The sequence below is a fragment of the Chordicoccus furentiruminis genome, assembly GCF_019355395.1.
In the GTDB taxonomy this organism is placed as follows: domain Bacteria; phylum Bacillota; class Clostridia; order Lachnospirales; family Lachnospiraceae; genus Chordicoccus; species Chordicoccus furentiruminis.
The window spans coordinates 2173451-2196847 of the sequence record NZ_CP048829.1; the positions used below are offsets into that span (position 1 = coordinate 2173451).

At 56.1% G+C, this 23397-nt stretch carries 16 protein-coding genes and 6 tRNA genes; 20 read left to right on the forward strand and 2 right to left on the reverse strand.

The window, feature by feature from the left end:
• Position 1 precedes the first annotated feature (1 nt).
• On the reverse strand, positions 2 to 1762 hold the full coding sequence (locus tag G4C92_RS09900) for a [FeFe] hydrogenase, group A (protein WP_274939696.1): 1761 nt from the start codon (positions 1760 to 1762) through the stop codon (positions 2 to 4).
• Complete coding sequence (locus G4C92_RS09905; protein WP_274939697.1) at positions 1756 to 3594, reverse strand: NAD(P)-binding protein; 1839 nt, start codon at positions 3592 to 3594, stop codon at positions 1756 to 1758. The genes G4C92_RS09900 and G4C92_RS09905 overlap by 7 nt, the downstream gene beginning before the upstream one ends.
• A gap of 324 nt (positions 3595 to 3918) precedes the next feature.
• On the opposite strand from G4C92_RS09905, the gene G4C92_RS09910 reads away from it, so the two are divergent.
• From G4C92_RS09910 to G4C92_RS10005, 20 genes are all read left to right on the forward strand, one after another.
• The gene (locus G4C92_RS09910) at positions 3919 to 5382 is read left to right on the forward strand and encodes an anthranilate synthase component I family protein (RefSeq protein ID WP_274939698.1); all 1464 of its coding nucleotides are present in this window, start codon (positions 3919 to 3921) and stop codon (positions 5380 to 5382) included.
• Between the two features lie 2 nt (positions 5383 to 5384).
• Positions 5385 to 5966, forward strand: coding sequence for an anthranilate synthase component II (locus G4C92_RS09915; RefSeq protein WP_274941993.1), 582 nt, complete (start codon positions 5385 to 5387; stop codon positions 5964 to 5966).
• Positions 5967 to 6036: 70 nt separating this feature from the next.
• Positions 6037 to 6110, forward strand: a tRNA-Ile gene (locus tag G4C92_RS09920).
• Between the two features lie 4 nt (positions 6111 to 6114).
• A tRNA-Asn gene (locus G4C92_RS09925) sits at positions 6115 to 6186 on the forward strand.
• Positions 6187 to 6265: 79 nt separating this feature from the next.
• Positions 6266 to 6337 (forward strand) — tRNA-Glu (locus tag G4C92_RS09930).
• 53 nt (positions 6338 to 6390) lie between these two features.
• Positions 6391 to 6464 (forward strand) — tRNA-Ile (locus G4C92_RS09935).
• Positions 6465 to 6522: 58 nt separating this feature from the next.
• Positions 6523 to 6596: transfer RNA gene (locus G4C92_RS09940), tRNA-Asp, on the forward strand.
• A gap of 36 nt (positions 6597 to 6632) precedes the next feature.
• Positions 6633 to 6716 (forward strand) — tRNA-Leu (locus G4C92_RS09945).
• A gap of 82 nt (positions 6717 to 6798) precedes the next feature.
• Positions 6799 to 7035: a DUF3343 domain-containing protein gene (locus tag G4C92_RS09950; RefSeq protein WP_274939699.1), complete on the forward strand. Its 237-nt coding sequence runs from the start codon at positions 6799 to 6801 to the stop codon at positions 7033 to 7035.
• A 13-nt stretch (positions 7036 to 7048) separates the two neighbouring features.
• A complete protein-coding gene (locus G4C92_RS09955) occupies positions 7049 to 8197 on the forward strand; it encodes an aminotransferase class V-fold PLP-dependent enzyme (protein ID WP_274939700.1) in 1149 nt (382 codons plus the stop codon).
• 266 nt (positions 8198 to 8463) lie between these two features.
• The gene (gene mgtE / locus G4C92_RS09960) at positions 8464 to 9855 is read left to right on the forward strand and encodes a magnesium transporter (RefSeq protein WP_274939701.1); all 1392 of its coding nucleotides are present in this window, start codon (positions 8464 to 8466) and stop codon (positions 9853 to 9855) included.
• A 240-nt stretch (positions 9856 to 10095) separates the two neighbouring features.
• Positions 10096 to 10719, forward strand: a complete 624-nt coding sequence (gene yedF / locus G4C92_RS09965; protein WP_274939702.1) for a sulfurtransferase-like selenium metabolism protein YedF — start codon at positions 10096 to 10098, stop codon at positions 10717 to 10719.
• Between the two features lie 39 nt (positions 10720 to 10758).
• Positions 10759 to 11799 (forward strand): selenide, water dikinase SelD, encoded by a 1041-nt coding sequence (gene selD, locus G4C92_RS09970; RefSeq protein ID WP_274939703.1) that lies wholly within the window; start codon positions 10759 to 10761, stop codon positions 11797 to 11799.
• A 130-nt stretch (positions 11800 to 11929) separates the two neighbouring features.
• Complete coding sequence (locus tag G4C92_RS09975; RefSeq protein WP_274939704.1) at positions 11930 to 12298, forward strand: hypothetical protein; 369 nt, start codon at positions 11930 to 11932, stop codon at positions 12296 to 12298.
• 177 nt (positions 12299 to 12475) lie between these two features.
• Positions 12476 to 13630, forward strand: a complete 1155-nt coding sequence (locus tag G4C92_RS09980; RefSeq protein ID WP_274939705.1) for an ATP-binding protein — start codon at positions 12476 to 12478, stop codon at positions 13628 to 13630.
• Positions 13631 to 13799: 169 nt separating this feature from the next.
• Positions 13800 to 16391 (forward strand): type I restriction-modification system subunit M, encoded by a 2592-nt coding sequence (locus G4C92_RS09985; protein ID WP_274939706.1) that lies wholly within the window; start codon positions 13800 to 13802, stop codon positions 16389 to 16391.
• The gene (locus tag G4C92_RS09990; RefSeq protein ID WP_274939707.1) at positions 16384 to 18159 is read left to right on the forward strand and encodes a restriction endonuclease subunit S; all 1776 of its coding nucleotides are present in this window, start codon (positions 16384 to 16386) and stop codon (positions 18157 to 18159) included. The genes G4C92_RS09985 and G4C92_RS09990 overlap by 8 nt, the downstream gene beginning before the upstream one ends.
• Positions 18160 to 18232: 73 nt before the next feature.
• Entirely contained in the window at positions 18233 to 19168 is a 936-nt protein-coding gene (locus tag G4C92_RS09995) for a site-specific integrase (protein WP_274939708.1), read from the forward strand.
• A 39-nt stretch (positions 19169 to 19207) separates the two neighbouring features.
• The gene (locus tag G4C92_RS10000) at positions 19208 to 20125 is read left to right on the forward strand and encodes a restriction endonuclease (protein WP_274939709.1); all 918 of its coding nucleotides are present in this window, start codon (positions 19208 to 19210) and stop codon (positions 20123 to 20125) included.
• Between the two features lie 35 nt (positions 20126 to 20160).
• A complete protein-coding gene (locus tag G4C92_RS10005; protein ID WP_274939710.1) occupies positions 20161 to 23370 on the forward strand; it encodes a type I restriction endonuclease subunit R in 3210 nt (1069 codons plus the stop codon).
• The last annotated feature ends 27 nt before the right edge of the window (positions 23371 to 23397 follow it).

The window sequence follows — 23397 nt, forward strand, 5'->3', positions numbered from 1 at the left end:
TTTATTCCGCCGCCTCCCGGTACGGGTACGGGCAGGGCGGCATCTCCCATCCGAAGTGATCGGTGTGGAGCAGCTTTTCCGCCTTTTCGGAGAGCGGCTTGCCGAAGTAGTCGGCGTAGAGCTTCCGGACGCCGGGATTCTCGTGGGAGAAGCGGATCCGGTTGTGCGCATCGAGACCGTAGAGCTCGGCGCCGCGCTCGGCCGTCAGATTGAAGCCGTCGTGGATCGGCATGCCGCCTCCGCCTGAGCATCCGCCCGGACACGCCATGATCTCCACGAAATCGTAGGAGACCTTCCCGGCTCTGAGCGCTGTCAGAAGCTTTCGCGTATTGCCGAGTCCGGAGGCGACCGCGACGCGGAGCGTCTTTCCGCCCATCTCGAACGTCGCTTCCTTCCATCCGTCCATCCCGCGTACATTTTTGAATGCATCCGGTTCCGGATTCGTACCGGTGACCGCGAAGTATGCCGTCCGGAGCGCGGCCTCCATCACGCCGCCGGTGATGCCGAAGATCTGCCCGGCGCCGGAGGCGATGCCGAGCGGCTCGTCGAAGGCGGACTCGCCGAGGATCTGGGGCAGGATGTGGTCGGCCCGCAGCATCCGGTTCATCTCCCGGGTGGTGATCACGAGATCGACGTCCGGGTCACCGCAGGCATCGTTCTGGTTCGGCTCCGCGCACTCCGCCTTCTTGGCCAGACAGGGCATCACCGAGACGACAACGATCCGGTGGGGATCGATTCCCTTCATCTCAGCGAAATACGACTTGATCGTCGCGCCGAACATCTGGTGCGGCGATTTTGTCGTGGAGAGCTGGCCGGTCATGTCCGGGAACTGGCTCTTCATGAAGCGCACCCAGCCGGGACAGCAGGAGGTGAACATCGGGAAGCGGTGGGACTCGGGATGGGAGAGCTGATCGAGAAACTCACTCGCCTCCTCCATGATCGTCATATCCGCCCCGAAGTTGGTGTCGAACACATAGTCGAAGCCGAGCTTTTTGAGGGCCGCCACCATACGGCCCTCGGTGGCCTGCTCGCGGCTCATGCCGAAATCCTCGCCCCACGCGGCGCGGACGGCCGGCGCCACCTGGGCGATCACGACCTTGTCCGGGTCTCCCAGCGCGCGGAACACCTTCCCTGTGTCGTCACGCTCGCGCAGCGCGCCGGTGGGACAGTGGGTGATGCACTGGCCGCAGAACGTGCAGTCCGCCTGCATGATCTCCCGGTTCAGCGAGACGCCCACGCCGGTGTACCCGCCTGTGCCGGCCACGTCCCAGATGCGCATGTCCTGAATCTTGTCGCAGACGTTGACGCAGCGCATGCATTTGATGCATTTCGCGGCGTCCTTGAAAAGCGGCGCCTCCCGGTCCCAGCGGCTGACGGGAAGATCCTTCGGGTAAGGATTGTCGTCGAGGATGTTGAGATCATTGGCGATGGTCTGAAGGGAGCAGTTGCCGGAGCGCACGCAGCTCATGCACTCGCCGCTGTGCTGTGACATCAGCAGCTCCACGTTGGTCCGGCGCGCCTCGCGGACGCGGGGACTGTTGGTGTGAACCACCATGCCCTCCTGCACCGTATTGTCGCAGGCCGGGACGAGACGTTCCGTGCCGCTGATCTCGACGATGCAGACGCGGCAGGCGGCGATTTCGTTGATGCCCTTCAGATAGCAGAGATGCGGGATCGGAATGCCGGACATCGCCGCCGCATCCATAATCGTCGTTCCTTCCGGACAGGTGACCGGAATGTTGTCGATGGTCAGCTTTACCATTTGCGTTCTCTCCCTCCTTTGAATACGCCGTAGCCGAAGTGGTCGCAGCGGAGACAGCGGCCGGATTCCTGCATCGCTTCCTCCCGGCTCATGCCGCACTCCATCAGGTCAAAGTCGTTCTTGCGGTCCGCGGCCTCCCGGTTCTTCATCTGGACGCGTCCGAAGGCCGGCTTGTCCTCCGGAACCGGAGCCGGGATTTCCACGTCGACCGTGATCTGGTGATGGTATCCGAGGTATTCGTCGATGTTGGCGGCGGCCACCTTGCCCGCGCCGATCGCCCGGATCACGGTGGCGGGTCCGCTGACGCAGTCGCCGCCCGCGAAGGTGCCCTCGTTGTTCTCTACGCTGCCGGAGGAGAGCGCGTCGAAGCGGCCTCTGCGGACCGGGATGCCGCCGTCCTCGAATTCCTTCGTCTCGACGCCCTGGCCGATCGCGACGATGATCCGGTCGCAGGGGATCAGCCGCTCGGGCTTACCCGCCTTCATCGGGCGTGGACGGCCGGAGCTGTCGATGGGGCCGGTGATCTGGGGCTGGACGACCAGCCCCTTCACCTGCTCATGCTCGTCAAGCTCGATCCGGACCGGCGCCTCCATCGTGACGATCTCGCAGCCCTCGGCGATGGCTCCCTCCACCTCCTCCTGCAGTGCGGTCATGTCGATCTGGCGGCGGCGGTAGACACAGGTCACGCGGCTGGCGCCCAGACGCATCGCGGAACGCGTGCAGTCCATGGCGACGTTGCCTCCGCCGACGATCACGACGGACTGGCCGCGGAAGTCGGGCATATGGCCCATCCCGATGGCGCGGAGCATCTCCACGGCGGAGACGACGCCCCGGCCGTCCTCGCCCTCAAGCCCCAGCTTCTTGTCTGTATGGGCGCCGATGGCGATGTAGACCGCGTCGTAGTCCTTCTGAAGCGTTTCGAGCCAGATATCTTTGCCGATGCTGACGCCTGTCTCCGTCTCGATGCCTCCGATGGAGAGGATCGACTGAATGTCGCGGTCCAGCATCTCCCGGGGGAGACGATAGCTCGGGATGCCGTAGCGGAGCATGCCGCCCAGTTCCTTCCGCTGTTCGAAGATCTTCACGTCATGGCCCATCAGCGCCAGATAGCAGGCGGCCGAGAGACCGGAGGGACCGCCTCCGATGACGGCGACCCGCTTCCCGGTCCGCTCCGCGCGCGCCGGGAAGGGCACGTCACCGGCGTGGTCCGTTGCGTACCGCTTCAGTCCGCGGATGTTGACGGAGGAGTCAATCATATTCCGGCGGCAGCGCGCCTCGCAGGGATGCTCGCAGATCAGTCCGCAGGAGACGGGGAACGGATTGTCCTTGCGGATGAGGCGTACGGCGTCCGCGCAGCGGCCCGCGCGCACCAGCGCGATGTAGCCGGGGATGTCCACGCCGGCCGGACAGAGCGCGACGCATGGCACAGGCTGGTTGAGGGAGCCGAGACAGCGGTGATGCCGCACATGCTCGAGATAGTCGTCGCGGAAGCCCAGAACGCCCTTCAGCACCATTTCGGCGGCCTCGAAGCCGATGGCGCAGTCGGCCGTGTTTTTGATGACGCGCGCGGTCTTTTCGATGAGATTCACGGTCTCCTCCGTCGCCGTGCCGTCGAGCACGCTCTGAAGCAGCGTCTCGAGCTGGCCGAGCCCGATCCGGCAGGGGACGCATTTGCCGCAGGTCTGCGCGTGGCAGAGCCGGAGAAAGGAAGCGGCCATATCCACGGGGCAGAGCCCGGGCGGGCTGGCGACGATGCGGCGCTCCAGGTCTTTGTAAAGTCCCTCGATGACGGTCTGGGACTGGGATTTTGTCCTGACAGTTAGTCTGCTCACAGGCTGAAACCTCCTTCGCTATTTCTGAAAGACGGAGCCGGAATGTCCGATGTACACAAATCCGCATCCGTCAGTATAAATCAATATTATTATACTGGATTTCCGGCAAAAGGAACATATTTTATAAATGTTTCACAAACTCCGGCCGGTATGACAGCAGGATGACGGTCACGGATGCCGGAACGGCGCCCCTCTTGACGGAGCCGGAGGCGCCCTGTACAATATGCACAAAAAAGTGCCGGCGCTTCCGGCACCGAAGGAGAGCGGCCGGTTCCGGCGCGCCGGAAGCCCGGCGCGGAACGGAGCGGCGGGAGAGGAGAGAGCATGCCGAAACCAGATCTGGACGCGCTTCGCGCGCTGGCGGCGGACGGGCGGTACAACATCGCGCCGGTCACCGCGGAGCTTTTAGCGGATGTGATCACACCGGTGGGGCTTCTGAGAAAGCTCATGAATGTGTCAGACCATGTCTTCATCCTGGACAGTGCGGAGGACAAGGAGAACTGGGGACGCTACACTTTCCTCGGCTATGATCCGCGCATGGAAATCACCTGCAGCGACGGCGTGATGCGGATTGACGGCAGGGAGACGGAGACGAAGCGGCCGGAGGACTCCCTCCGCCGGATCCTCGCCTCGCGGCGGAGTCCGCGCGTCGAAGGGCTTCCCTCCTTCACCGGCGGACTGGTAGGCTATTTTTCCTATGACTATCTGAAATATCCGGAGCCGTGCCTCCGCCTCGACGCGAAGGACACGGAAGGCTTCAGGGATCTCGACCTGATGCTGTTCGACAATGTGATCGCCTTTGACCATTTCGCGCAGAAGATCATCCTGATCGTCAACATTTCGCTCACGGGAGATCTGGAGGAGGAGTACGGCCGCGCTTCCCGTAAGATCGGGGAGATGAAGGAACTGATCTTCCGCGGCGAGCCGAAGCGGGAGACCGGCGGAAAACTGAAGAGTCCCTTCCGTCCCTATTTCACGAAGGATGCGTACTGCGCGATGGTCGAGAAGGCGAAGCGCCATATCTTCGAGGGAGATATTTTCCAGATCGTCCTGTCGAACCGGCTGGAAGCGGACTTTGAAGGAAGCCTTCTCAACACCTACCGGGTTCTCCGGACGCTGAATCCTTCCCCGTACATGTTCTATTTCTCGGGCGCCTCAATGGAAGTCGCCGGCGCGTCGCCGGAGACACTGGTGAAACTTGAGGACGGCGTGCTCCATACGTTCCCGCTCGCCGGTACCCGGCCCCGCGGAAAGACGCCGGAGGAGGACGAGGCCAATGAGCGCGAGCTGCTGGCGGATCCGAAGGAACTCGCCGAGCACAACATGCTGGTGGATCTCGGCCGGAACGACATCGGCAAGGTCAGCCGCTTCGGCAGCGTGAAGGTGGAGCGCTACCACTGCATTCAGCGCTATTCCCATGTGATGCATATCGGTTCCACGGTCCGGGGCGAGCTGTCGGAGGGGAAGGACGCGCTGGACGCCATCGACTCCATCCTGCCGGCCGGGACGCTGTCCGGCGCGCCGAAGATCCGCGCCTGCCAGCTGATCAACGATCTGGAGGACAACAAGCGGGGCATCTACGGCGGGGCGATCGGCTATCTCGACTTCACAGGCAATATGGATACCTGCATCGCGATCCGGATCGCTTACAAGAAGAACGGCAGGGTCTTCGTCCGCAGCGGCGCCGGCATCGTCGCGGATTCCGTGCCGGCCAGCGAGTATCAGGAATGCCTCAACAAGGCGGCGGCCGTCGTCCGCGCGCTGGAAATAGCCGGGGAGGTGGAGTGAGCATGATTCTCCTGATCGACAACTATGACAGCTTTTCCTACAATCTGTATCAGCTCGTCGGATCCGTCACGCCGGATATCCGGGTGATCCGGAACGACGCGTTCACGGTAAAGGAGATCGGGGACATGCAGCCCGACGGCCTGATCCTTTCCCCGGGACCGGGACGTCCGGAGGACGCGGGCGTCTGCGTCGACGTGGTGAAGCAGCTCGGCGGGCGGATTCCGATTCTCGGCGTCTGCCTCGGCCATCAGGCAATCTGCGTGGCGTACGGTGCGAAGGTTTCCTACGCGAAGCACCTGATGCACGGGAAGCAGAGCGACGTCGCGGTGGATACGGACAGCCTTTTGTTCCGGGGCCTTCCGGACCACATCCCGGCGGCCCGCTATCACTCGCTGGCCGCGGTGGAGAGCACAATGCCGGACTGCCTCCGGATCACGGCACGGGCGGACGACGGTGACATTATGGCCGTCGAGCACCGGACGAAACCGGTGTACGGTCTTCAGTTCCACCCCGAGTCCATCATGACGCCGGACGGAGGCGTGATGATGCGCCATTTCATCAGCCGCTGCGGCGGAGAAAACTGAAATCGGGTAAAAAAGGTTCTTGCAACTTACCGGCCTCTCTGCTATGATTAGGAGCGTGCTGAAAGCGCGGGGGCTTATAGCTCAGCTGGTTAGAGCGCACGCCTGATAAGCGTGAGGTCGGTGGTTCGAGTCCACTTAAGCCCACTTTTCCTCGATAGCTCAATGGTAGAGCATTCGGCTGTTAACCGAAGGGTTGTAGGTTCGAGACCTACTCGGGGAGGTTGCCGTCCGGAAAAGCCCGGTCATCCGGGTACGGATGGAGAAGGACTCGTTTTCCTGAGGAAAACCGGAGGTCCGACGGCCCCTTGGTCAAGCGGTTAAGACATCGCCCTTTCACGGCGGTAACAGCAGTTCGAACCTGCTAGGGGTCACTGACTGCTGTAAAGACGCCGGGAGACCGGCGCGGAGCGGCCGTTTGATCCATGGATCTTTAGCTCAGTTGGTCAGAGCAGTCGGCTCATAACCGATCGGTCCTGGGTTCGAGTCCCCGAAGATCCATTTCCGTGTGACTCCGCCTGAAGGATGAGCGCGGGATTCATGCAGCATCATATTGTCTGGCCCAGTGGCGAAGCTGGTTATCGCGCCGCCCTGTCACGGCGGAGGTCATGGGTTCGAGCCCCATCTGGGTCGTTTTTCATCAGTGTATTTTATTCAGCCAGCCAATAAGCCGGTGTGGCGGAATTGGCAGACGCAAGGGACTTAAAATCCCTCGGAGGCAGCTCCATGTCGGTTCGAGCCCGACCACCGGTATTTGTCACGGTCTCAAAAATCCTTGAAACGGGGTTTTTGAGATTTTTTTGTTGTACGGCTTTTTGTGATGCGGGAGGCATATATGAGAAAGAAGGAGCTTCGTCTGGTCGTGACGTTCCATACGACGACGGAGGCGATGGCGATGGAGGAGGCCTGCCGGGCGGCGGATGCACCGGGGCGGGTGATTCCGGTGCCGGGCGAGATTTCGGCGGGCTGCGGGCTTGCGTGGTGCGTCGATCCGGACGGCTGGGACGCCGTCGACGCAGTGATGAAGGCGCGGAATCTGAAGAGCGAAGGCGTCTTCACCTGCATGGTCTGAAAGGAGAGGAATCATGATTTATTTTGACAGCGCGGCCACGACGCTGGGAAAGCCGGAATCCGTCGTCCGGGCGGTGACGGAGTCTTTCGGCGAGCTTGGAAATGCAGGCCGCGGCGCCTGCGGCGCTTCTCTTGCGGCATCCCGGACGATCTACAGCGGCCGGTGTCTGCTGGCGGAGCTCTTCCATGCGGAAGACCCGTCGCGGATTGCCTTCACATCGAACGCGACGGAGAGCCTGAATACCGCGATCAGGGGCCTTCTGAATCCCGGCGATCACGTGATCACCACCGTGCTGGAGCACAATTCCGTGCTGCGTCCTCTTTATTCGATGGAGGATCAGGGAGTGCATCTTTCCTTTATCGGTCTTAAGGGGGAAAGGGAGAAAGGCGTGCCGGATCTGGACGCGATTCCCGGGCTGATCCGGCCGGAAACGAAGGCGGTCGTCTGCACTCACGCGTCGAATCTCACCGGCAATCTCGTCGATCTCACACGCGTGGGCCGGATGGCGCATGAGAGAGGTCTGCTCTTCATCGTGGACGCAGCCCAGACGGCGGGGATTTTTCCGATCGACGTACAGGCGATGCAGATCGACGTGCTCTGCTTCTCCGGTCACAAGGGCCTTCTGGGACCGCAGGGTACGGGCGGCCTTTATGTCCGGCCGGGCCTTTCCGTCCGTCCGCTCAAAACGGGAGGCAGCGGCGTGCAGAGCTTTCTCCGGCATCATCCGGAGGAGATGCCGACGGCGCTGGAGGCCGGCACGCTGAACGGCCACGGCATCGCGGGGCTCGCCGCCGGCGTCCGGTTCATCCTGGAGAACGGGATGGATGCGCTCCGGCGGAAGGAGCTGCAGCTGATGCGGCGGTTTTATGACGGCATCCGCGGTGTGCCGGGTGTCCGGATCTACGGAGACTTCGCTTCGGACGAGCGCTGCCCCACCGTCGCGATGAACATCGGGAACTACGATTCCGGCGAGGTGGCGGATGAGCTCGCCTCAAGGTTCGGTATCTGCACGCGGCCCGGCGCGCACTGCGCGCCGCGGATGCATGAGGCGCTGGGGACGGTGAGACAGGGCGCGGTCCGCTTCAGCTTCTCCTTTACCAACACCGGAGACGAGGCGGACGCGGCGGTCCGGGCGGTGCGGACGCTGGCGGAGGAGGGGTGAACCGGGCCGGCCGGTCCGGGATTCCGGCGAAGCCGGAGAACGGAGAAGGATGCCCGTACGGCGCTTCGGAGCGAACGCGCTATCCGGCATATTCACGGAACCGGAGTCCGATTTCCCGACAGCAGCGGTCAACACGCCGGAACTGTCCGCGGAATCCCGCGCAATCTTGAAGAACGACAGACAAAGGTGTTATAGTTAGGCCGTTGTGAGAAGGTTTTGAGAGAGGTCCCGGACCTGTGCGAAGGGTCAGAGGAAGGAGGGACAGCTTGAGTGCGGAAGAGCATAATGCAAACCATTACGAGAATGAAATCCTCGGAATTCTCAGAAGCCGGAAATCGCCGAAGGTCATCCGCGACGAGCTGAGCGACTACCATGCGAACGACATCGCGGAGGTCCTGCCGGAGCTCAGCGCCCGCGAACGGCAGATGCTCTACCGGCTGCTGAGCGACGACGATCTCGCCGGTGTCTTTGAGCATACGGACGACGCGGTGACGTACCTTTCCGAGCTCGATCCGAAGAAGGCGGCGCAGACGCTGGAGGCAATGGAGCCGGATACGGCGGTCGACATCCTCAAGACCTGTCAGGGCCAGCAGAAGCAGGCGTGGATCGAGCTGATGAGCGAAGACGCCCGGAATTCCCTTCATATGCTGGCGACCTACAGCGAGGACCAGATCGGCAGCCGGATGACGACCAATTTCGTCACACTGCATTCGAATCAGACGATCAAGGAAGCGATGAACTCCATCGTCGCCCAGGCGGCGGAGAATGACAACATCACCTCGATTTATGTGCTGGATGAAAAAGACGTCTACTTTGGCGAGCTGGACTTAAAGGATCTGATCATCGCCCGGGAAGGACAGAAGCTGGAGGATCTGATCGCCACCGCGTATCCTTACGTCTACGCGGACGAGCTGATCGACGACTGTCTGTCGCGGATTCAGGACTACTCCGAGGAATCCATTCCGGTGCTGTCCAATGACAACCACATACTCGGCGTGATCACCGCTTCCGACGTCGCCCAGGTCGTCGATGACGAGATGGGTGAGGATTACGCAAAACTCGGCGGTCTGTCCGCTGAGGAGGATCTGAACGAGCCGCTGAAGAAGAGCGTGCAGAAGCGTCTTCCCTGGCTGATCCTCCTTCTGGGACTCGGCATGATCGTCTCCAGCGTGGTCAGCCTCTTCGAGGCGGTTGTGGCGCAGTTGACGGTCGTGATGATCTTCCAGTCACTGATTCTGGATATGTCCGGCAACGTCGGCACCCAGTCTCTGGCGGTCACGATCCGGGTCCTGATGGACGAGAAGCTGACCGGAAAGGAGAAGGCGCATCTCGTCTGGAAGGAATGCCGTGTCGGCTTCACCAACGGTCTTTTCCTGGGGCTGCAGGCCTTCGGCGGCATCGGCGTCTATATCATGGCGGCCAAGCATCTCGCGGTTGCCAGCGCCTTCGCGATCTCGGGCTGCATCGGCATTTCGCTTGTCGTTGCGATGCTGATCTCGAGTCTTGTCGGCACGGTGATTCCGCTGTTCTTCAAGCAGATCGGCGTGGACCCGGCGGTCGCGTCCGGACCGCTCATCACGACCGTGACCGATATGGTGGGTGTCGTGACCTACTACGGGCTCGCGTGGCTGTTCCTGATCGAGATGTTCCATATGTGATCTCCGGCGCTGGACGGAGAGGAGAGGGGGCTGCCGCCCGGATGGAAATCCGGACGGCAGCCCTTGTTATGCGGATGGATTCCTGAATGCCGGGTTCGTCTGCTTCCCGGACGCAGCGCGTCCGCAATTTTTGGATGGAAAGGCGATCGGTTTTGTGCAGGGTGCATAAAGATTGACGGGTGCATTTGACAAAATGAGATGATACACTGGGGATAGAAAAGAAAAAGGAGGGATCCCATCATGGATCAGACTTTGGATATGAGAGGGCAGGCATGCCCGATCCCGGTTATCAACGCGAAGAAGGCCATCGAAGGCGCGACGGAAGCGGGGACGCTGACCGTTCTCGTGGACAATGAGACGTCGGTGAAGAACCTGACGAAGCTGGCGCAGTCGAAAGGACTTGCGGTCACGGACAGCAAAAAGGCCGAGAACGAATACGCCGTCGTGATGACGCTGAGTGGAGAGAAGGCGCAGGAAAATGCAGCCGAAGCGCCTGAGAAGCCGGAGAAACCCGCGAGGAAGGAAGGAAACGGGACGACCGTCGTGCTTTGCTCGCAGACGATGGGCGTCGGGGACGAGAAGCTCGGCAAGTCGCTGATGAAGGCCTATATTTTTGCTCTGACGAACCTCGATGAACTTCCGACGACGATCCTCTGCTACAACGGCGGCGCGTTCCTTACCTGCGAAGGGTCGGATTCGCTCGCGGACCTGAAGAACCTTGAATCTCAGGGTGTGACGATCAAGACCTGCGGGACATGTCTCAACTTCTACGGGCTGACGGAGAAGCTGGCGGTCGGGACCGTGACGAATATGTACGATATCGCCGACACGCTCTCGAAGTCGTCTCTCGTGATCCGTCCATAATCTTCCCGCCCCATAACAGCAGAAGGAGGAGAAATCGCGATGGAAACAGAAGTGAAACTGACGAAACTCGCCACCTGTGCCGGGTGCGGAGCTAAGGTCGGCGCGGGGACGCTGGTGCATCTTCTGGAAGGATTCCGGACGCACACCGATCCCAATTTGATCGTCGGCTTTGACAGGAGCGATGACGCCAGCGTCTACCGCCTCGATGACAGCCGCGCGCTCGTGCAGACGACGGACTTCTTCCCGCCGATCGTCGATGATCCGTATCTCTACGGCCAGATCGCCGCGACAAATGCACTTTCAGACGTCTACGCGATGGGTGGAACGCCGAAGCTCGCGCTCAACATCATGTGCGTCTCGGACAAGATGGATAAGGAGACGGTGCAGGAAATCCTGCGCGGCGGCTACGACAAGGCCTATGAGGCCGGCGCGATCATCACCGGCGGGCACACGATCCACGGGCCCGAGCCGATCTACGGCCTTGCGGTCTCCGGATTCGTGGACCCCGCGCGCGTGCTGACGAACAGCGGCGCGCGGCCCGGCGACGCGCTGATCCTGACGAAGCCGCTCGGAATCGGCATCCTGACATCTGCGGCGAAAGGCGATGATCTTGTCAGTGACGATGTACTGAAGCGGATCTACGATCAGATGACGACGCTCAACCGCTATGCGGCGGAGATCATGCTACAGTACCCGGTGCATGCCTGCACGGACGTCACGGGCTTCTCCCTTCTCGGCCACAGTTACGAGATGGCCCAGGGCAGCGGATGCACGCTCCATATCCGGGCGGACGACGTCCCATACCATGAGGAGGCGTACCCGCTTGCGGAGATGGGATTCATCCCGGCCGGCGCGTACCGGAACGAGGAGTACGCTTCCCCGGGTCTTGCGATCCGAAAAGAGATCCCGCGCGCGCTGCTCGACATCTTCTACGATCCTCAGACGAGCGGCGGGCTTCTGATCGCCGTGCCGGAGACGCACGCGGCCGCTCTTGAGCGGTCACTTAAGGACAGCGTGCCGGCCGCGCGCGTCATCGGTTATGTGACGGAGAAGGAAGAAAAGGACGTGGTGATCGAGTAAGCGGACATCGGCTTCGTTAAATTAAGCAATTAAGCGAAATAAAGGCATTTTTCGGCCTCTCCTCTATAAAGGAGGGGCTGTTTTTGTGTTCAGCTTATGGTATACTCTCATCAAATCTGAAATTGATTTCATGTTGGCTGTGATATGTCTGGTGAGGGGGCATTCTTATGCCGTTTTTCAGAAAGAGATGGAGGAGAAGCTGGAAAACCGCCGCTATATTCTGGACCACTTCGATCAGGCTCTGGAGAAAGGTTATATCATTGATGCCGACCACTTGGCGTCATCGATTTCTTCCTCAAGGAACGGTTATGTGCAGGGCCTCTTCCGTGTGCGCCGGGACGACGGCAATTACCGCTGGACTCGGTACGCTGCCGTAGAAGTGCACGATCCGGATGCACAGAGCCTGCTGCTTTTTGAGAGCCCCGCTTATTTTGAGGATGAAAATGCAAGAGATCTGTATCAGGTGGAAGAAGAGCAGGAAGAAGGGCTGTCGCACTAAGAACGGTGCGACAGCTTTTTTGAAATTGACTTTAGTCTGCTGAGTCAGGGGAGGAGTACCTGGCACCTGTGCGTTCTTGCTTCTCTGTAAATTTATGAAATTCATAAAATACAATTTATGAAAATCATAAAATATGCTATGCTTATATCATAAATATGGCGGAGGAGGCAGATCATCATGATCAGCAGAGCGATTCAGGCGGAAATAGGCAAATCCATCCGGCAATTTCCGGTCGTGACCGTGACGGGGACAAGACAGTGCGGAAAGACGACGCTTCTGAAACATGCCCTGCCGGAATACCAGTATGTCTCGCTGGAAGACCCGGATATCCGTGAGCTGGCGATGGAGGACCCGCGTGCATTTCTCTCAGAATATGATGACCATGTGATTATTGATGAGGCGCAGCGGGTGCCGCAGCTTTTCTCCTATATCCAGACAAAGATTGATTCGCGGGATGAGACGGGGCAGTATATTCTGTCAGGATCGCACAATTTCCTGCTGATGGAATCCATTTCGCAGAGTCTTGCGGGAAGATGTGCGGTTCTGAAGATGGCTCCTTTTTCTATTGGCGAGCTGAAGGATGCCGGCCTTCTTCCGGAATCAGTCTGGAAACAAATGCTGGTCGGAGGATATCCCCGGCTGTATGACAAGAAAATAGAGCCGGCGGATTACTTCCCCAGCTATGTGATGACGTATATCGAAAGGGATGTCCGTTCCGTGAGACGGATCACAGACAGTGCGCAGTTTTCGCTTTTTGTCCGCTTGTGTGCCGCCCGGGTCGGACAGGTGCTGAACATGGCTGCTCTGGCAAATGAGACAGGAATTTCTGTTCCGACGGCGAATGCCTGGCTTTCGATCCTGGAGCAGAGTTATGTCATTTACAGACTGCATCCCTATTATCGGAACTATTCAAAGCGGCTGATCAAATCGCCGAAGCTGTATTTCTATGATACAGGGCTGCTCTGCTACTTCCTTGGAATCGAGACAGAAGAGCAGCTGAAAAGAAGCGATCATTCTGGAGCCGTCTTTGAAGATCTGATCGTCACGGAATATTTGAAGCAGCAATTTATTCTTGGAAGGGAAACTGCCGCCTGGTTCTGGCGTGATACGAACCAGAACGAAGTGGATCTTCTGACAGAACGCGGAGCTGATCTCCATGCATATGAAATCAAGCTTTCCGAGACGATGAACCGAAAATTTCTGAAAGGGCTGGAACACTTTTCGAATCTGGCGGGAATACCAGCCTCTCATCTGACCTGTCTTTACCGTGGAAAGGACTATATGACATCCAAGGGAGCATTTGCCAATTATCAGGGGTATGTGTTTCCTTGAGAAAAATGTGAAGAGAGGAGGGGCTGGCACCTGGCGTAATGAGCCGCAGACCCTCGAAGAGATCTTTGCGCGGCAGAATTAGAAAATTGACCTGATATGATGAACAGCAACCTGTTATCTGGATTTCGAGGAGAGAATAGACAAAATCAGGGGAAGGGAGAATTGAAGCATGAACAAGCAGCAACTGGCAGCCAAAATCTGGGAGTCCGCGAACCGGATGCGGTCAAAGATCGAGGCGAATGAGTACAAGGACTATATTCTCGGCTTTATTTTCTATAAATATCTTTCGGATAAGGAAGAGCAGTGGCTCCTTGCGCGGGGGTACGACGCGGACAGCATAAAGGAGTATGTCAACGAAGATGCCGATGACCAGTATTCCAGCAAGTCGAGCGCGCAGCAGAGCCTCGGGTATTTTATCGCGTGGAAAGACCTGTTCTCGACCTGGATTCACATGGGCGCGGACTTCTCGATCGACAATGTCCGCACTGCGCTTTCTTCGTTCAACCGTCTGATCTCGGAGTCGCACAGGAGGGTTTTTGAGGGCATCTTCAACACGCTGGAGACGGGACTTTCGAAACTAGGCGAGAACACGAAATCGCAGACCAAGGCAGCCAGCGACCTCATCGAACTGATCAATGAGATCCCGATGACCGGCCGGCAGGACTACGACGTGCTCGGCTTCATCTATGAATATCTGATCAAGAATTTTGCCGCCAATGCGGGAAAGAAGGCGGGTGAATTTTATACACCGCATGAAGTCTCGATGCTGATGTCGGAGATCATCGCCAACCATCTGAAAGGGCGGAGCGAGATCCGGATCTATGACTCCTGCTCAGGCTCAGGAAGCCTCCTCATCAATATCGGCAAGACGGCAGCAAAATACATGCCGGACGCCAACCGGATCCGCTATTACGCGCAGGAGCTGAAGGCCAACACGTATAACCTGACGCGGATGAATCTGGTCATGCGCGGGATCCTCCCGGACAACATCGTGACCCGGAACGGCGACACACTGGAGCAGGACTGGCCGTATTTTGATGATTCCGACCCGAGCGGCACGTATAAGCCACTATACGTCGATGCGGTGGTTTCGAATCCTCCCTATTCGCAGCGGTGGGATCCGACCGGCAAGGAGAACGACGAGCGGTATGCCCGCTACGGCGTGGCGCCGAAATCAAAGGCGGACTATGCGTTTCTGCTCCATGATCTTTACCATATCCAGCCTGACGGGATCATGACCATCGTCCTGCCGCACGGCGTTCTCTTCCGCGGCGGCGAAGAAGGGACGATCCGCAGAAACCTGATCGAGCAGAACCACATCGACGCCATCATCGGTCTTCCAGCGAATATTTTCTACGGGACGGGCATCCCGACGATTATCATGGTGCTCCGGAAGGCGAGGGAGAACACCGATGTGCTGATCATCGACGCATCGAAAGGTTTCGCCAAGGAAGGCAAGAACAATGTCCTCCGCGCGTCGGATATCCGAAGGATTGCCGACACTGTCCGCGAGCGCCGGACTGTGCCGAAATATTCCCGCGTTGTGAGCCGTGAGGAGATCCGTGCCAACGATTATAACCTGAATATTCCGCGCTATGTCGACTCGTCGGAAGAGGCGGAGAGCTACGACCTTTACGCCTCGATGTTCGGAGGAATTCCGGAACAGGAGCTGAGCCGGTTTGATGCGTTCTGGAAGGTCTTTCCGACGCTTAAGGAAGCGTTGTTTTCAGGCGGCAACGGGTATCTTGCGCTTCATGCGAAGGATATCAGGGAGGCGATCCGGAATAATCCGGATGTGCTTCAGTTCCGTGAGAAGGTGCGGCATGCATTTTCCGATCTGGGAGATGAGATGGATCAGGCGCTGATTGATGGGGCTGAGACGATCTCCCTTCCCCGGACCGAGGAGACGCTGGCGAACGGTATCATCCGCCGGTTTGAGGGAATTCCGCTGCTCGATCCTTATCAGGCGTATGAGATTTTTGAGACGCAGTTCTCGGCGATCTCGGGCGATCTCGAACTGATTCAGGCGGAAGGCATGAAGGCGGTGCGGCAGGTCGATCCGAATATGGTCGTGAAGAAAAAGAACGGGAGGGACGCGGAAGTTCAGGAAGGATGGAAGGGGCATATTCTGCCGTTCGAGCTGGTTCAGAAGGCGTGTCTGCCGGATGCGGTCAGGGCGCTTGCAGACGAGGAGGAACGACTCGCGGAGATTCCGTCTTCCTACGAAGAGATCCTGGATGCGCTGAGTGAAGATGACAAGGAGGCCATCTCGGATGCGCTGAATGACACCAATGATGCGTTCGTTTTCAAGAATATCAAGGGTGTTCTGAAGAATCTGAAATCGGACCATGAGACGAACCCGGATCTGATTACTGCACTTGAAAAGGCCGAGCAGCTCAGCGCAGAGGAGAAGTCTCTGAAGAGCAGGATTAAAGATCAGAGGGAGGAAATGCACCTGGCTACGAAGCGGACGATCGAGTGCCTTACGGATGAGCAGGTACGGACGCTTCTCCATGAGAAATGGACGCAGCCGGTGCTCGACGGCATCGCGGCTCTTCCCGGAACGCTGCTGGATTCTTTCTCCAAGGATATCGCCGCTCTTGCGGACAAGTATGCGGTCACGATGAGCGATCTCGAGTCTGAGATCCGCGAGACTGAGAAATCGCTGTCTGATATGCTCGGCGAGCTCACGGGTTCCGAGTCCGATATGGAAGGCATTCGGGAGCTGCGTCATTTGCTGAGAGGTGCCGATGATGAGTGAGAAGAAGGTGCCGGCGATCCGGTTCAGGGGGTTCGAGGATGATTGGGAACAGCGTAAGTCTGTGGACATTGCTGATTATTCAAAAGGGAATGGTTATTCCAAGAGCGATTTGACGGAAAACGGAACACCGATAATACTATACGGTAGACTCTACACAAAGTATCAATTTGCTATTGACGAAGTTGATACTTTTGCCACTCCAAAAGACGGCTCTATTTATAGTCAAGGTAATGAAGTAATAATACCTGCTTCGGGAGAGACAGCCGAGGACATTGCAAGGGCTTCAGCCGTTGAAAAATCAGGGATTTTACTTGGTGGAGACCTAAATATTCTTCGTCCATTCAACTTCATTAACCCGTTGTTTTTAGCCCTTACTATTTCAAATGGTGAACCACAAAAAGAACTGGCAAAAAAGGCACAAGGGAAATCAGTTGTTCATATCCACAATTCGGACATTCAAGAGGTAACTGTATCGTTTCCAATAAGAGCAGAACAAGACCGGATTGTTGCTGTGTTTCGCAGTCTCGACAACCTTATCACCCTTCATCAGTGTAAGCTGGAAAAGCTGAAAATCGTCAAAAAATCGATGCTGGTAAATTGTTTCCCGAAAAATGGCGAGAAGGTGCCGAAATTCAGATTTTCCGGTTTCACTGGCGATTGGGAACAGCGTAAGTTGGGGGATGTATTCGTAGAATACTCTGAGAAGAACCACGAGGAGCTACCGGCTCTTATGATTATTCAAGGAGGTGGCACAATACGAAGAGATGAATCTGACCGTAGCTTATTGTATGACAAGGCGAACCTATCAAATTACAAGATGGTAAAGGAAGGTGACTTTATTGTTCATCTCCGTTCCTTCGAAGGTGGCTTGGAAAAAGCTACAAACACTGGAATTATAAGCCCTGCGTATCATGCATTCCATGGTGAAAATACAGATTCAAGATTCTATTATTCGTATTTTCGTTCAAAAAAGTTTATTGAAATAGATTTAAAGCCTCATGTATATGGAATCCGAGATGGGCGAAGTATTGATATAGAAGGGATGAAAACAATCAAAATTCCTTCCACAAGTTATGAGGAACAGAAAGCCATTGGAACATTTACTGAGCAGCTCGACAACCTTATCACTCTTCATCAGAGTAAGTGCTACGGTCGATTAAGGCACGCTTTTCTTAATACCACGATATCTTGGGAACAGCGTAAGTTGTCGGATATATACAAAGATATTGGAAATGCCTTCGTTGGAACTGCTACCCCATATTATGTTGAAGAGGGACATTTTTATCTTGAATCTAACAATATAAAGGACGGACTGATAAACCACAACACAGAAGTATTTATTAACGACGTATTTTATGAGAATCAAAAAGATAAATGGTTACACACTGGCGACATGGTTATGGTTCAGTCTGGACACGTTGGTCATGCTGCCGTAATCCCAAAAGAACTGGACTGTTCAGCAGCGCATGCGCTCATTATGTTCAGAAATCCGAAAGTTGAAATTGAACCATATTTTTTGAATTATCAGTACCAGACAGCCAAGTCAAAAAAGAAATTTGAAAACATATCAACCGGTAATACCATTAAACATATCCTTGCATCTGAGATGCAGGAATTTATTGTGGATGTAACTTCATATGGTGAACAGAAGAAGATTGCAGGATTTTTTAGAGACCTCGACAACCTTATCACCCTTCATCAGAAACAGTGGTTCATACTGAAAAAACTGCAATTTTCACCAGGAAGCAATTCCCCGGTCGCAGCGTAAGTCCTGTCGCCAGGACGCTGAAAAACGGACAGAATGAGATCAAGTCCTTCATCGGCATAGAAGGGAGCTATGTATGCCAGATGAATTTCAGACGACAGATCAGCTGAAGGATTACTATCGGAAATGGATTTCTGTTTATAAGGAGGGGGCGATCCGGGATGTGACGCTGTCCAAGTACCGCATGAGCCTTTCCTGGATTGAAAAATTAGTGCCGGACCTGAGGCTTTGCGACGTCACGAGGACAGTCTATCAGCAGATCATCAATGAATATGCGAAAGAGCATGAGCGTCAGACGACGATGGATTTTCATCATCAGCTGAAGGGTGCGGTGCTGGATGCCGTCGACGAGGGACTGATTCCACGTGATCCGACGCGAAAGGTGATCATCAAAGGCAGGACGCCTGCTGATAAGAAGAAAAAATATCTGAATCAGTTTGAGCTTCATGCGCTTCTGAAAAGCCTGATGCTGGGGGAAGAAGTGAGCTGGGACTGGTTCATTCTGCTTGTCGCCAAGACCGGGATGCGTTTCTCTGAAGCGCTGGCGATCACGCCGGCAGATTTCGATTTTGCACATCAGACGGTTTCAGTCAGCAAGACATGGAACTACAAGGAAGGCGGAGGTTTCGCCCCGACCAAGAATCGTTCCTCTGTCAGAAAAATACAGATCGACTGGCAGGTGGTGATGCAGTTTGCGTCTCTTGTGAAGAATCTGCCTTCAGACAAGCCGATTTTTGTGCAGAATGATGAGGATAAGGTTTACAACTCCACCGTGAATGATATTCTGGAGAGGTATTGTAAGAAACTTGATATTCCGGCAATTTCCGTGCACGGACTTCGCCACACGCATGCCTCGATCCTGCTCTATGCCGGCGTCTCGATCGCCAGTGTGGCGAGGCGCCTGGGGCACGCCAGCATGACGACGACGCAGAAGACGTATCTGCACGTGATACAGGAACTTGAAAATCAGGATGTGGATCTTGTGATGAGGTCACTTGCCAACCTGACGTAATCATGTAATTAATGAAAATGCCGATGGAGGATGACGAAAATGGCAGTACCAAAATACGACGAATTGATGAAACCGCTGCTCCAGGCGGTGAAGGATGGCAAGGTGTACAAGATAAACGAGGTTGCAACGATCTTGGCGCAGCAATTGCATTTATCGGATGATGATCTCGCGGAGATGCTCCCGAGTGGAAGACAGACAGTGTTTCTGAACCGTGTGGGCTGGGCCAAGACGTATCTGAAAAAGGCCGGTCTCCTGGACAGTCCGAAGCGCGCATCGATTGTCATTACGGATGCAGGCAAGCAGGTGGCAGCGGAGGATCCGGATAAAATCGATTCCAAATATCTTGAACGATTCCCATCTTTCGTGGATTTCGTATCTGTGACAGGGCAGACGGATGAACATCATACAGAGCCGGAATTCCATAGGACCAAGGATCTGACGCCGGACGATCAGTTTGAAGAGGCATACAGACAGATCAATGCCAATCTGGCTTCGGATCTTCTCAGCGAAGTGCTGAAGATCACTCCGCATACATTTGAAAAACTTGTTGTCGATCTCTTGTCGAAGATGGGTTATGGAACGGTGGAATATGGGAGCCATGCGACCGTCGCCTCCGGTGATGACGGGATTGACGGCATTATCATGGAGGACAAGTTAGGCTTTTCTCTGATCTATATGCAGGCAAAGAAATGGGATGTGGATCAGGTTGTGGGCCAGCCTGCCATTCAAAGCTTTGTCGGCGCGATCGCGGGGAAGCATGGCGACGGGCTTTTTGTCACGACAGCCAGGTTTTCACAAAAGGCAAGAGAGTATGCGAACGTGCATCACATCATTCTGATTGACGGACAGAAGCTCGCTAATCTGATGATCGAGTACAATTTCTGCGTATCAACTCGCAAGACATTTGAAATCAAGACGATCGATACGGATGCACTCGCGGAATATCAGGACGCATAATTAATCGGGAAGTGAGATATCTGGGGAGCATGATTATGGACCACTTTTCGAAAGAAGCAGATTTTGAGCACGCACTGATCGAAGCTCTGCAGCGGTACGGATGGGAGTACACGGGGCAGGACCGGCAGATTCATTCGGATCAGACGATCTTAAGCCACCCGACGGAGCAGGACCTGATCGACAACTGGGCGAAGATCATCTATGAGAACAACAACAGCATCGACCGGCTCAATGACTGCCCGCTGACCAAGGAGGAGATGGACGAACTGATCGAGCAGATCAGGCGGAGTGAGACACCCAATGCGCTCCATGCGTGGATTGATGGCGGAACAGTGGCGATCAAGAGGAAGAATCCGGCCGATACGCTTCACTACGGAAAGGAAGTCAGCCTCTTTATCTTCAGCCCCAGCGAGATCGCGGCGGGAAGGAGCCGCTATCAGATCGCGGAGCAGCCGGTCTTTTCTCGAAAGGATAAGATTCTGCAGGATCGCCGGGGCGACGTGATGCTGCTGATCAACGGCATGCCGCTCATCCATATCGAGCTGAAGCGATCGGGTGTCCCGGCGGAAGAGGCGGTCAATCAGATCGAAAAATATTTGCACGAGCGGGTTTTCACCGGGCTTTTTGCACTTGTCCAGTTCTTTGTGGCGATGAACCCGGAGGAGACGGTCTATTTTGCCAATCCGGGCAGCGGTGCCCGGGTCAACCGTGACTTCTGCTTCCACTGGGCCGATGTGAACAACGATCCGATCAATGACTGGAAAGAAGTGGCGGAGAAGTTGCTCTCCATCCCGATGGCGCACCGCATGATCGGCAATTACATGATTGCGGACGATTCGGACGGTATTCTGAAAGTGATGCGGAGCTATCAGTACTATGCAGCCAGCGCGATCTCTGACCGTGTCGCGAAGAATGATTGGACGGAAGGGAAGCAGCTCGGCGGGTATGTCTGGCATACGACGGGATCCGGCAAGACGATGACGTCCTTCAAGTCGGCGCAGCTGATCGCGAAATCCAGATGCGCGGACAAAGTGGTCTTTCTGATGGACCGGATCGAACTCGGCACGCAGTCGCTGAAGGAATACCGTGCGTTTGCGGACAATGAAGATGATGTTCAGGCCACGGAGGATACGATCACACTGATCACCAAACTGAAGAGCGGGGACCCGAAGAATACGCTGATTGTCTCTTCGATCCAGAAGATGAGTAACATCAAGGAAGATGCTGCAGTGAAAATGCGTGCGAAGGACCTGGAGGAGATGCAGAGCAAGCGTCTCGTCTTCATCATCGATGAGTGCCACCGCTCAACTTTCGGAGAAATGCTCTCGACGATCAAGGCCACGTTCCCGAATGCCCTCTTCTTCGGTTTCACCGGAACACCGGTTTTCTTGGAAAATCAGCAGGCACTGAGCACGACTGCGGACATTTTCGGAAATGAACTGCACCGTTACAGCATCGCGGACGGCATTCGCGACCGGAACGTGCTGGGATTTGATCCGACGATGGTACTGGTCTACAAGGACCGGGATCTTCGGAAGATGGTGGCACTTAAGGAGTCTGGCGCCGCATCAGAGGAAGAGGCGATTCATGATCCCGTGATGAGCCGGAAGTATTATCATTTTATGTCGCAGTCAGAAGTTCCGATGGCCGGGCAGAAGAAGGAGGATGGCAGGTACCAGAAGGGAATTGAGGACTATATCGGATCGGAAGCCTGGCAGACGGACGAATACCAGAGCGCTGTTGTGGACAACATCATGGAAAACTGGCTGACGCTCAGCCGGAATGGCCAGTTCCATGCGATTTTCGCGACCTCCAGTATCCCGGAGGCGATCCGGTACTATCGTCTCTTTCGCACAAAATACCCGGCGATGAAAGTGACGGGGCTCTTTGATCCGACGATCGACAATCAGGGCGGGGAAAGATCGATTCTGAAGGACGATGGCCTTAAGGATATGCTGAATGACTACAACGAGACGTTTGGCCAGAATTTTGATATCGGGCGGTATGCATTTTTCAAGAAAGATGTTGCGGCGCGGCTTGCGCATAAGCGGCCGTATGAACGGGTGCAGCCGGAGGCACAGCTGGCTCTTCTGATTGTTGTCAATCAGATGCTCACAGGTTTTGACTCGAAGTGGGTCAATACGCTGTATCTCGACAAGGTGCTCGTGTACCAGAACCTGATCCAGGCGTTCTCCAGGACAAACCGCCTCTTCAATATCAACGAGAAACCGTTCGGCATCATCCGGTACTTCCGGATGCCGCATACGATGAAGCGTAATATCGAGGATGCGGTCCGGCTCTACTCGGGGGACCGTCCGCAGGGGCTTTTTGCCGATCATCTCCCGGAAAATGTACGTCATATGAACGAGACGTTCCTGGATATGATCGACGTTTTCAAGGGCGCCGGCGTTCCGGATCTCGATCGTCTGCCGGCGGACGTGCCGTCCAAAGCCCGATTCGCGAAGCTGTTCCGTGCATTTTCCACTTATCTGCAGGCGGCAAAACTTCAGGGATTCAGCTGGGATAAGCGGGTATATGATGCCAGAAGCGACCCGGAGGATGAGCACGACACACCGCCGGTCAGTCTGATTCCGACTGAAGAGAAGTATCGGATTCTGCTGCAGCGGTACAAGGAGCTTCGAACTGATGGCGGAGGGAAGGACGGGCCGGTTGATATCACGTTCCCGATCGATCCTTATCTGACCGAGCAGAACACCGGCGTGATCGACAACGATTATATGAATTCACGTTTCGAGAAGTGGAAGAAGCAGCTGAATGATCCGAATGTGGATCCGAAGGACCTGGAAAATACACTGGCGGAACTTCATAAATCATTCGCATTCCTCTCGCAGGAGGACCAGAAGTACGCCAATCTGTTCCTTCATGATGTGCAGAGTGGAGACGCACATCTTGTGCCGGGCATGACGTTCAGGGATTATATCGTGCAGTATGCGAAAAGCGCCCGTCATGAGCAGGTGAACCGGCTGGTGAAGTATCTGGGCCTTTCCGAGAAGAAGCTTACAGACATCATGAAAGCGCATGTGACGAAGGAGCAACTGAACGAATACGGGCGGTTTGATGACCTGAAGAATTCAGTTGTCCGTGAAAAGGCGCAGGTGTATTTCTCAAAAATAGACGGAAAGAAACTGCCTCCGTTCATGGTCAGCAACCGTGTCGACAAGCTTCTGACGGACTTCATTCTGTCCGACGGGTGCGATATTCCGGACCCGGATGAGGACGAATAAGGGCAGGGAGTTCTGACATTCGGAGCA